The organism is Streptococcus sp. HMSC36C04 (genome assembly GCF_001839535.1).
Classification (GTDB): domain Bacteria; phylum Bacillota; class Bacilli; order Lactobacillales; family Streptococcaceae; genus Streptococcus; species Streptococcus hominis.
In genome coordinates this window covers 124,657-134,207 of sequence record NZ_KV841604.1, presented here as the reverse complement: position 1 = coordinate 134,207, position 9,551 = coordinate 124,657, and the positions used below count along the sequence as shown (strand labels likewise).

The 9,551-nt window shown below is 41.3% G+C and carries 8 protein-coding genes and 1 CRISPR repeat array; all 8 genes read left to right on the top strand.

Going from position 1 to position 9,551, the window contains the following annotated elements; genetic code table 11:
• Nucleotide 1: 1 nt before the first annotated feature.
• Nucleotides 2-676: a CRISPR direct-repeat array (repeat unit 32 nt; unit sequence TAACCCATGTTACCTCGAGAGGGGACGGAAAC).
• Nucleotides 677-828: 152 nt separating this feature from the next.
• Genes cas6 through csm6 form a run of 8 tightly spaced genes read left to right on the top strand, consistent with a single transcriptional unit; the run spans nucleotide 829 to nucleotide 9,264 of the window.
• The gene (cas6, locus tag HMPREF3249_RS07680) at nucleotides 829-1,563 is read left to right on the top strand and encodes a CRISPR-associated endoribonuclease Cas6 (RefSeq protein WP_070496936.1); all 735 of its coding nucleotides are present in this window, start codon (nucleotides 829-831) and stop codon (nucleotides 1,561-1,563) included.
• Nucleotides 1,544-3,775, top strand: coding sequence for a type III-A CRISPR-associated protein Cas10/Csm1 (cas10, locus tag HMPREF3249_RS07675; protein ID WP_070496940.1), 2,232 nt, complete (start codon nucleotides 1,544-1,546; stop codon nucleotides 3,773-3,775). Before cas6 ends, cas10 begins: the two co-directional genes overlap by 20 nt.
• Before the next feature lie 3 nt (nucleotides 3,776-3,778).
• Nucleotides 3,779-4,159: a type III-A CRISPR-associated protein Csm2 gene (gene csm2 / locus HMPREF3249_RS07670; protein WP_022527060.1), complete on the top strand. Its 381-nt coding sequence runs from the start codon at nucleotides 3,779-3,781 to the stop codon at nucleotides 4,157-4,159.
• A 1-nt stretch (nucleotide 4,160) separates the two neighbouring features.
• Complete coding sequence (csm3, locus tag HMPREF3249_RS07665) at nucleotides 4,161-4,823, top strand: type III-A CRISPR-associated RAMP protein Csm3 (protein WP_070496943.1); 663 nt, start codon at nucleotides 4,161-4,163, stop codon at nucleotides 4,821-4,823.
• 1 nt (nucleotide 4,824) lies between these two features.
• Nucleotides 4,825-5,724 (top strand): type III-A CRISPR-associated RAMP protein Csm4, encoded by a 900-nt coding sequence (gene csm4 / locus HMPREF3249_RS07660; protein ID WP_070867554.1) that lies wholly within the window; start codon nucleotides 4,825-4,827, stop codon nucleotides 5,722-5,724.
• Nucleotide 5,725: 1 nt separating this feature from the next.
• A complete protein-coding gene (csm5, locus tag HMPREF3249_RS07655; RefSeq protein WP_070496949.1) occupies nucleotides 5,726-6,820 on the top strand; it encodes a type III-A CRISPR-associated RAMP protein Csm5 in 1,095 nt (364 codons plus the stop codon).
• Nucleotides 6,817-7,974: a type III-A CRISPR-associated CARF protein Csm6 gene (locus tag HMPREF3249_RS07650; protein WP_070496952.1), complete on the top strand. Its 1,158-nt coding sequence runs from the start codon at nucleotides 6,817-6,819 to the stop codon at nucleotides 7,972-7,974. The genes csm5 and HMPREF3249_RS07650 overlap by 4 nt, the downstream gene beginning before the upstream one ends.
• Before the next feature lie 6 nt (nucleotides 7,975-7,980).
• Entirely contained in the window at nucleotides 7,981-9,264 is a 1,284-nt protein-coding gene (gene csm6, locus HMPREF3249_RS07645) for a type III-A CRISPR-associated CARF protein Csm6 (protein ID WP_230323968.1), read from the top strand.
• The last annotated feature ends 287 nt before the right edge of the window (nucleotides 9,265-9,551 follow it).

Sequence of the window (9,551 nt, the reverse complement as noted above, 5' to 3'; positions counted from 1 at the left end):
ATAACCCATGTTACCTCGAGAGGGGACGGAAACAAGTCATGTTTTCGATTTTACTTTCTTTTTTTCGGTTAATAACCCATGTTACCTCGAGAGGGGACGGAAACTCTTTAGAAATCATCTTACGAGCAATACTATTAGTTAATAACCCATGTTACCTCGAGAGGGGACGGAAACTGACCTTCCCATTTATTATAGATGATGTTCATATGTTAATAACCCATGTTACCTCGAGAGGGGACGGAAACTTTAGCAGCAAGTTGCCAAATTGTTCCTTCTTCTTGTTAATAACCCATGTTACCTCGAGAGGGGACGGAAACATAATTTGTTTCATGATATCCTTCTTTCTGTCAATGTTAATAACCCATGTTACCTCGAGAGGGGACGGAAACTCTTTAGAAATCATCTTACGAGCAATACTATTAGTTAATAACCCATGTTACCTCGAGAGGGGACGGAAACCCAAGCACCTTTCCAATATAAACCAACTTCACACAAAGTTAATAACCCATGTTACCTCGAGAGGGGACGGAAACTCTTTAGAAATCATCTTACGAGCAATACTATTAGTTAATAACCCATGTTACCTCGAGAGGGGACGGAAACTCGTTCTGTGTTTGCGCAAGCTGCAAAGGATTTTAAGTTAATAACCCATGTTACCTCGAGAGGGGATTTTTTACATGAAATTCGCACAGATACTTGACGACGCTTTCATATTATGCTAATATATTGATTGTAAAGAATAGTTCTGATAAACAGAGAGGGCGCCCTTAACTGGTGAAAAATACTTTCACTTTTTGGGGTGCTTTTTTAGTAAGGAAGGTTAGAAATGTGAAGAAAGTACAATTGTATTTATCAAACGTTGAAATAAGAGACGATGCTCTAGTATCTAAGTTGCAAGGATTTCTAATGAGCCAGATTTCGGAGGATTTTGTGGATTTTCTTCATGAACAAGAGACAAATCCCTACTCTTTAAATCTATTATCCACGAGAGAAGGAACGATATGGACGGTCAATCTACTTACCCAAGAAGCAGAAGAGAAGATATTGCCTCAGCTTCTGGATTTAGAAGAGATTCAGTTAGATACTTACTCAGGAGCCATATCTGTAAAGAGAATAGAGATTCAGACTTTATCACAAGAGACCTTATTGGAAATTTTTCGGGAGGATGATCCTAGTCCTATCGCACATATTCATTTTTACACTCCAACGACCTTTAAACGGCAGGGACAGTTTGTGCTTTTTCCAGATACGCGCTTGATTTTTCAAAGTCTCATGCAAAAATACAGCCGATTGGTTGAAGGAGAATCAGAGATAGATGAGGAAACCTTACAATTTTTGACAGATCATAGCTGGATTAGTAGTTATCAACTGAAAAGTCACTATTTTCCGATTCATGGACGAAAGCACCCCGCCTTTCGAGGCAAGATAACGATTCGTATCCAAGGAGCATCGTCTTTGAAGGCCTATGCTCACATGCTGTTGAGATTTGGAGAATTTTCGGGAGTTGGTACTAAGTGCAGTTTAGGAATGGGAGGGATGAAAATTGAAGAAAGAAAAGCTTGATTTAATTTACAAGGCTTTGTTTCACAATGGCGGTCGTTTAGTTAGCCGTTTGCAAGGCCGATCTGATGAAAGTTTGGCTGCAGGGAAAGATTGGCTACAGGGACTGCCACAGCTGACACTCGAGGAAAACAGCAGGGCAGACAAGATTATTGCTCTGGCAGACCGCATTGCTAGCGGAGTACCTGAGCAGAGGAAGGTGTCTTCTGATCAACTTTTTAAGCCCTTGGCTGATATCTTTAATGTCTTTAAAGAAGAAAAGCAGCAACGCTATCAGAAGTTTAGTATTTTGCCTGATGAAAGCAAGCTCTCTATTGCGAGTCGGGAAGAGAGTCCTATTAATCAATTAGACTACCAAAGGTTATTGGAGGAGTTGGCTGAGAGTTTTAACGGTTTAACCTTGGATGAAGCAAATCTTTCTGTTTTCTTCAATATTTGGCAGAATTTCTTTTCAACGCTTCCTCTGCTTCCTGGGGATAAGGAGTTAGGAGATATTTCTCTAGCAGAACACAGCAGGCTCACAGCGGGCTTCGCGGCTGCTATTTATGATTATCTGGAAGAAAGCCAGCAGGATCATTTGCTGGACGATGTGTCTACCTTTTATGAGTCAAAAAGTCTTTTGTTGTCGAGTTTTGACCTATCAGGAATTCAAGACTTTATCTACAACATTGCCAGTAAGGGGGCGGCCAAACAGCTCAAGGCTCGCAGTCTCTATCTGGACTTTATGAGTGAGCATATCGTGGACAGCCTCTTGGAACAATTAGAGCTTTCACGTGCTAATGCCCTCTATGTTGGTGGCGGACATGCCTATTTCATCTTGGCCAATACCGAACAAACTATCGGTCAGCTAAAGGAATTTGAAAAAGCCTTTAATCAGTTCTTTTTGGAACATTTTCAAACAGGTCTCTATGTGGCCTTTGGCTGGAAGGTATTTTCAGCTGCTGAGATCATGGTCGATACCTATTCTGGATCTGACTATCTGAAAAACTATCGAGAAATCTACCAAGGCATCAGTCGTATGATTTCAGAGAAGAAGCTGTCTCGTTATGATACTGCTAGTTTGCGGGTTTTAAATCAGGGGGGCAGGAGTTCTGAACGCGAGTGTGCCATCTGTCATTCTGTTGAGAAAATCAAAACAGTCCATTATGGTGAAGATGAAGAGTATGATTTGTGTATAGTATGTCAGGAACTGAGCAGATTTGCCAAAGAGATTGACAGTGACTATTTCCAGGTTGCCTCTGACGGTCAGTCTGGTCTGCCTATTGGACCGGGTGCAGTTTTGAAAGCTGTGAAAAAAGAAGACATTGGCAAAGATCCAGGTAAACTCTATGTGAAAAATAAGTGGTCAGATGACACTGTAGCCACACCAGTCTTTGTCGGTAACTATAACTTTATCAAAGATGATGGTACAAAAGCTGAGATATATGACTATGCTGGTCTATCTAGAGACAGTCAAACAAAGCAGGGAATTAAACGTTTGGCTGTTGTTCGGTTGGATGTGGATGATTTGGGTGCTGCTTTTATGGCTGGTTTTACCAGTCAGAAGCATGGGCGCTTTTCAACCTTTGCTCGGTCAGCTATCTTTTCACAGAAGATGAGTTTGTTCTTCAAGTACTATATTCATCAGTTTGCCCAAGGAAAGAGGCTGACAGTTATTTATGCTGGTGGAGATGATGTCTTTGCTCTAGGTTCCTGGCAAGATATTATTGCTTTTACAGTGGAGTTTCGCCAGCAGTTCCTCAGATGGACCAATGGTAAACTGACTCTATCGGCAGGTATTGGTCTTTATCCGGATAAGACACCGATTCACCTTATGGCCCAGGATTCTGGGGATTTGGAAGAAGCGGCTAAGTCGAACGGGAAAGACAGTATCACGCTCTTTGAACGAAATTTCACATTTAAGTTTGACCAGTTTATCGAAGGTGTCTATCAAAGCAAGCTGGTGCAGCTTCGCAAGTATTTCAAATCACAGGATGAGAGAGGCAAAGCTTTTATCTATCGTTTGATTGAGCTTCTGAGAGCCTATGATAAGTTGAATACAGCCCGTCTGGCTTATCTGCTGGCTCGCTTGGAAGATGCTGCTTCCAAGGAGGAAAAAGAAAAGTTCAAAGAATTTAAAAACATTTTCTGGGCTTGGTATACAGGCGGTGAACAAGAACGACAAGAAGCTGAAATGGCACTCTTACTCTATATTTATGAAATTAGAAAGGATTAAGGAATGGCAATTTTAACAGATGACAACTATGTGGACAAGGCTGAGGCGGCAATCAAATCATTAAAAAGAAATAATCGGGATAGGAGAAATCCTGATGCCTTCTTGCTGACTACCAGCAAGATTCGCCACTTGCTGAGTTTGACAAGTGCATTGTTTGATGAAAGCAATGTAAAAGGCTACCCCGACCTGCAGGATAAGATTGCTTATCTGCGAGTTCAGTTCGTCTATCAGTCAGGTCGAGAATTTGCAGTAAAAGATTTGGTTCAGCAGGCTCAGATACTAGAAGCTCTCAAAGAAGTCTCTAATAAGGAAACGCTGCAGCGTTTCTGCCGCTATATGGAAGCCTTGGTTGCCTATTTTAAATTCTATGGAGGGAAAGATTAATATGACATACGCAAAAGTGAAAATTACTGCTCAGATTCGCTTGGAAACAGGCTTGCACATCGGTACCAGCAACGCCTTTGCAGCTATTGGAGCCACGGACTCTCCTGTTATCAAAGATCCAATCACCAATCTTCCAATTATTCCTGGTTCCAGTATCAAGGGAAAAATGAGAACCCTCCTGGCTCGTGTTTATAATGATAAACTCGCTAAGTCTCCTAAAGAAGACGGAGAAGTACTCAGCCGTCTCTTCGGAAATCACGATTCAAAAGATTATAAAATCGGCCGCCTCATCTTCCGTGATGCCTTTCTCCTGAACAAAGATGACCTTGATGCCAAGGGGGCCAAGAGTTATACTGAGGTCAAATTTGAAAATACCATCGACCGAATTACTGCAGTAGCCAATCCACGGCAGATTGAACGCGCTATCCGGGAGAGTCGCTTTGGTTTCGAGTTGATTTATGAAATCAATGACAAGTCTGCGGGTGAGGTTAACGAGGATATTCAGGCTATTGTTGACGGTTTGAAGCTCTTGGAGCTTGATTATCTGGGCGGTTCTGGAAGTCGCGGATACGGTAAAGTTGTCTTTGAAGACCTTCAGGCTCAGACAGTCTTTGGTCAGTATGATGAAGGTCAGTTGAATGAATTATTAAAAACGGAGGTCTGATATGACCTACAAGATGTATATGATGGATTTCCAATCCGCTCATTTTGGAAGTGGGAAACTGGATACTGGCAGTCTGACCTTTTTTGCCGATCGCCTTTTTTCCGCCTTGGTCTTAGAGGCCATTAAAGCGGATAAGTTGGATGATTTTCTTGAGCTGGCAAATCGGAAGAGTTTTGTTTTATCAGATGCCTTTCCCTTCAAAGGGGCCCCCTTTCTGCCTAAGCCAATCGGCTATCCAAGTCCGGACAAGTTACCTCAGGATTTGGATGTTCAGGAAATGCGCCAGCAGGCTAAAAAATCAAAAAAATTAAACTATGTCAGTCTGTCAGACTTTGAGAACTTTCTAAATGGGCATAGTTTGGAAGCGAAAGTTTTTGCAAAATCCAGTCTTGTCACCAAGAATCAGCCTTTGAAAGAGGGTGGTTTGTTCCAGGTTGGGACAAAGACCTATGAAAAAGACAGCAAACTCTATGTGATTGCTGAGCAAAGCCAGCTCTTTGATCTTTTGATGACCGGGCTTCAGTATTCCGGTATCGGGGGGAAAAGAAGCAGTGGTTACGGTCGCTTTGATTTAGAAATTCATGATTTGCCGAGTGACTTGGCCCGAAAACTGACCCAATCTTTTGATAGGGGAGTCATGCTTTTGACAAGTTCCCTGCCCATGGATGAGGACTTGGAAGCAGCCATGACCGAGAGTCATTATCTGCTTTCCAAGTCCAGCGGCTTTGCCTTTAGCACGAACGAAGCATCCAACTACCGTAAGCAGGACCTGTATAAGTTTAAGGCAGGTTCAACATTCTCTGAAACCTTCAGAGGACAGATAGTAGATGTCCGACCGAAAGGATTCCCGCATCCTGTGTTAAACTTTGCCAAACCGCTATTTTACAAACTGGAGGTCTAGGATGAAGAGTGATTATAAAACATTTAAATTCACGCTGCGTACCATGGCTCCGGTTCATATCGGAAGTGGAGAAAAGTACACCAGTCGGGAGTTTATCTATGAAAATGATAGCTTTTATTTCCCGGATATGGGAAAATTCTATGCTAGTATGGTAGCCAAAGGTCTAGACCGTAAATTCGAAGCCTTTCTGATGGAGCATGGGAAGAGGGCTGTAAACAACCGTCTGGTCTCTTTTACCTATGACAACCGCATTAAAGACAGAAACTTTGGTGGTTACAAGATTAAAGAAAGTGATTATGAAAATGATAAATCTAGTCTAGGAACTCTCAATGAGATTTCTAAGATTGTCCGCGATGGTTTTGGTCAGCCTTATATTCCTGGTTCCAGTCTCAAAGGGGCTATTCGTACTATTCTCTTAAATTCCCATCCCGAATGGAAAGAGGCTAATTTTGCGACTGGACGCAAGGGAAAGGAAAAGGAAGATAAAACTGTCGTCCCTTGGGGGGCAAAACCTGGTAAAGATTTCGACGATCTTTTTAACGAAATTCGGGTCAGCGACAGTCAGTCCCTTAAGATCAATGGGATTGATTTTAAGAATGAAGATATCATTCTAGTTCAAAAACTGGACAAGTCCAGTAAAGAATCAGGAGATAAGCTACGGGCTCTTCCTCTCTATCGGGAGGCTCTGCCGCCCTTTACTGTAGCAGAATTTACCATTACCACTACAACTGAAAGGGCAGCAAGCATGATGAGAAGTCTGGGGCAGCTTTCCTTTGACTTTTACAAGAGCTATAAAGAGTTCTTTTTAAACGATTTTTCTGAAAAATACATTCAAGACAATGTTCAATATCCTATTTATCTTGGGGCCGGCAGCGGAGCCTGGACCAAGACCATTTTCAAACAAGCTAATGGGATTTTGCAAAAGAGATACGATCGCTTAAAAACAAAAATGATTGGAAAAGGTGTTCTCAAACTAACTAGAGCTAAGAATAAATCATTTTTAGTCAAAGGTCAGGAGAGAAAACTGGTCAAAAATAATGAAAATCTGTATGAAATGGGTAAGGCCAATTTCATTATTCAGGAGGTAAAAGTGTGAAAATAGTAATTTCGACAGTTGGAGATACAGATCCCATTCGGGCTTTTCATGATGGCTCCCTACTTCATATCGTAAGGAAGTATCGTCCCGATAAGGTTATTATTTTGCATTCTGAACGTACAGTTGAAAGGAACGACAGGATTACTCAAGCCATTCAGTCTATATCTGAGGATTATCATCCTGAAATTTTTCCGCATCCCTCAGTATTTCCAAATTCAGAAGTATTTCTTTTTGATGTCATGTACGACCAAATCTGGAAAATTCTTCAGGAATATCTAAATACAGGAGATGAGTTCATTTTAAACTTGTCCAGCGGAACGCCTCAGATGAAAGCTGCTTTGTTCATCCTAAATCGCCTTAATGACATCAATGTCAGGGCTGTCCAGGTGGTCAATCCTACTAATTCATCCAACGAAGGCTGCGGTCATGATAATGAGGAGGATATTGATGAACTGATTGAGACTAATGAAGATAATAGACCGGATTTTGTGGATCGGACAGTTGAGGATCAGTCAGAAAAGTTTAAACAATCTATCTTAAAGCGTACCGCTCGTACTCTGATTGAGAATCATGACTACAAGGCAGCCCTGAAAGTTATCCATCAAATGGCCTCTACTGATCAGCTGAAAAGAGTCAGGGAAGAACTGAGTAATTTAGTATCCTCCCTTGATATCCAGGATGTACCGAAGCGGCTGGCCAAAAGGAAACTGGGTGAAACCGAGAAAAAGGTTTTAAATGCTTATCTGACCATTGACCTGCAAGTCAAAAGAGGTAATGTGATGGAATGTTTTATTCGTACCAAGTCACTGGCTGAGTTTATGCTGGAGGATTATATCCAAAGACATTATCCTCAGGAACTGCAAGGTATCGAAGAAGATGAGCCCAAATACCTGACTATCTGGGATTTCAGAAAAATTCTCAAGAAGAGACAGGAGTGGAAGCTTTTAAAACAGATTAAACCTATATTGGATCTGAATGAGTCCAGAAATGCAGTCGCTCACAGTCTCAATCCTCTGAAAGAAGAAGATGTTAAACTTTTGAGAGTAGCCCAGAAATCCCTGAAAGACCTGATTCAGGACTGGTATCCTTTTGAAAGGAAGCTATTTGCCTTTTATGACGACATGAATAAGCTATTACTGGAAGATTTAAGTTAGGACGATATGATGAAGATTTTAATCTCTGCTGTCGGGACGACCGACCCAATTACAAAAAATCACGACGGAGCTCTCCTGCATCTGAGTCGCATTTATAGACCGGACAGGGTGGTCTTGATTTACAGTGAGGAAATGCTGGTAAAAAAAGACCGGATCCAAGCAGCTTTGCAATCTATTGACGGCTACAATCCAGAAATTCTGATTGATCCAACAATCCTTAAAAACGATGAAGTCTATGTTTTTGACAAAATGTACGCAGAAATCACTCAGATTATTGAGCGTTATCTGAGCGATGAGGATGAACTGATTTTGAACCTTTCGTCTGCTACACCGCAGATTATTTCCGCCATGTTTGCGGTCAATCGCATCAATAATTACAACATTCGGGCGGTGCAGGTGGCTACTCCTGAAAAATCAGCCAACAGACCTTTTAATCCAGCCGCAGAACTACCGATTGAGGAATTGATTGATGGCAATAAAGACAATCAGGAAGATTTTGAAAATCGCAGTTTAGAAGACCAGTCTGAAAAGTTCAATCAGTCTCTAGTCAAACGCTATCTGCGTCAGTTAATTAAGCATTATGATTATGCGGCTGCCTTGGCTATCTTGCAGGAAAAAAATAATAAGATCCTTTCTAAATCGCAAAGAGCCAAGGCATGCAATATTTTAAATAATGTTACTGATGTTTTTGAAAAGCAGGCCATTTTACAGGATTTGGCTCGGGAAGGGGATAGACAAGAGGCTGTTAAAGCTCTCAACTATTACCTGATGATTGATATTTTAAATCGCCGGGGTCAAATCGCTGATGTGCTCATCAAGGCGAAGTCTTTGGTAGAGTATATCTTGGAAGAAAAAATCCAATCCGAACATCCGGGCTTAATCGTCAGAAAGGAAAATCTTCCCAAGCTAAACCTGTCGCACCCAGATGCCGATGCTATCATTGACTATCTGGAGCATGAGATGAAGAAGGAGCGTGGGAGTGAAAGCAAGGAAAGAGTCTATAACAAGACTTCTACTTTAAACCTTTTGTCTTTTAGCAATATTTTGGAATTTTATCAGGCGGAAGAGTCTTTACTGGAAAGTATCAAATTAGTGAAGAGTTTTAACGGGGAAAGAAATCGTCTAGCACATGGTCTCGCTGAAATCGATAAAAAGGCAATTAGCTCAAAAAGATTGCGCGCCTTGTTGGGAACATTAAAGGATGTCCTCCAGTCCAACTATGATATTAGAGAAGAACGATTCTCCTATTACGATGTTAAGAATGAGGAGTTACTTGAACTGCTCAAGTAGCTCTCAGTTCTTCCTTTTTGGTTCAAAATATGTTATAATCAAAGAAGTTTCCACTTTTGGGCTGTTAAAACAAGATATGGTGGTTTTCTGGTATTTATGTACAAAATATAGGGTTAGTAACCTATATTACCTCGAGAGGGGACGGAAACCCAGTTGGTTTTAAGTATTGCGATGCATAAACCAGTTAGTAACCTATATTACCTCGAGAGGGGACGGAAACCTTCTTGTTTGTTCATTTTATTCCTCCCACATTTTCAGTTAGTAACCTATATTACCTCGAGAGGGGA